We start from the raw sequence: 1,692 nt of genomic DNA, 5'->3' as shown, positions 1-1,692 counted from the left end.
CGAGCTGCGCAGCTGGGGCGGCAATGCCGTGCCGGGGCGTCTGCGCGGTTTGCGCAGCCGGCCCTGCCGGGAGCGCCTGCTGCAGGCCCTGAGCGCGAGGCCCGATGGTCAAGGACGCATTGCGTTGACCCTGGAGCTGGTCTACGGCCACGCCTTCCAGGCGCCGGAGCGCGGCCCCGCCGTGGCTGCCGAGACGGCAGTCGATCTGGCCACCATGCGGCGCATGCTGCGCGAGCCGAAGTCGCCGCGCTGACCCTGGCGACGCGGCGACGGGTCTTGCTGGTTCGGGTTTCAACGCATCCGTCGCGGGAGGCTCAATAACTGAGCCGTTGGAATGAATACCTATTCGTCATGGTGTTTTCCATGGCGTCAATGCACTTCCTGGGTCGATCTGGATCAATCCCTATCAGCACACTCAGCCATCGCGTTTGAGTAGAAACGCTCTCCCTTCGGTGAGCACGGCTGCCCTACGCTGGGGCTCGCCGGATGAGCTTGATCGTTCGCAAGCCGCTTGCAACGTACCGGCACCGCAACGGGACAGCCGTCACCAAGGGGATGTGCAGCATGCTGGGCAAGACCGCGGGATGGACAGGGGGCATCGCCCTTTTGTCAGTGTGGGGAGGCCGGATGGCCTGGGCCGCCGATGGTGCGGTTCAGAGCCTGCCGGGCGGGCCGGCCGTGCGCCAGATGGATCTGGCGCCACCGGCCACGCAGATCGCCGCCGATGTGCAGTCGCTGCATTACGGCTTGCTGGTGGTCTGCCTGCTGATCTTCATCGGCGTCTTCGGGGTGATGTTCTATTCCATCCTGAAGCACCGCAAATCGCTGGGGGCCAAGCCGGAGGCTCTTTGCCAAGCTCGAAGCAAAGTCCCCTCACCCGGATTTCAAAGACTGCGAATTTACTTTCAATGGCGGCGCAGATGCCATCACAGAAAGGAATTTCCATGAGTCCGTCCTATCCGTTCGCGTCTTCAATTCAGATTTCGTAAGAAACAACCTGTCCTTTGACTCCGGGAACTGCAATGCGATTCTCCTGCTAGGCAAGGAGTCCGAAGAGGCTCAGAGAAAGATCAACAAGCTCAACGACAGGGTTAAGGCAGCGAAGGAATGCAGCCGAGGGCTCAATAAGAAATGTGATGAGCACAACGAGGCCATCAGAGAATCCAAACGAGTTTTTGCCCAAAATATTCGGCTGAGCATCAAGGTCGATCCCTACAATGCGGCACATCTTGACAATGACATCCTTGCCATTGGCATCCTAGATGAATCTCAACTACTGTCAGAGAAGGATCTAGCGGATGCCATTGATCTGGCTCTCACGCCAGATTCGAAGAAGCCTTTGGAAGTCTCCCCGGTTCACAGCGCGCCATCTATTAAGAAGCTTCACGAAGAAGCTAATGGGTTGCTCCCATCTACACCGATATTCTCAAACACGATAAAGCACCTAGAGGAAAATCCGGCCATTGAGCGATGGATTGAGAGCGGTCTTGGGCTGCATGCTAATCCAGGCACTTGCGAGTTCTGCGGCAACACAGTCACGCAGGATCGGCTCGATGCCTTTCGATCCCACTTCTCCAAAGATCTGGCTGAGCACAAGAACAAGGTGCTAGATCTTCAGCGACGTGTCGATGCTGCGGCAATCAAAATTGAACTCCCCAGACCTGCTGAGCTGAATCCACAGTTCAGAGATAC

General features: G+C 57.9%; 3 pseudogenes. All 3 read left to right on the top strand.

The window, feature by feature from the left end:
• Positions 1 to 253: pseudogene (locus I73_RS33245) on the top strand (biotin synthase); the annotation flags it as partial.
• A 374-nt stretch (positions 254 to 627) separates the two neighbouring features.
• Positions 628 to 840 (top strand): annotated as a pseudogene (locus I73_RS15890) (cytochrome c oxidase subunit II); the annotation flags it as partial.
• 61 nt (positions 841 to 901) lie between these two features.
• A pseudogene (locus I73_RS31780) lies at positions 902 to 1,692 on the top strand (AAA family ATPase); the annotation flags it as partial.

It is taken from the genome of Ideonella sp. B508-1 (assembly GCF_000333615.1).
Classification (GTDB): Bacteria; Pseudomonadota; Gammaproteobacteria; order Burkholderiales; family Burkholderiaceae_C; genus Ideonella.
The sequence above is the reverse complement of the archived record's forward strand: the minus strand, read 5'-3'. Positions and strand labels throughout refer to the sequence as shown.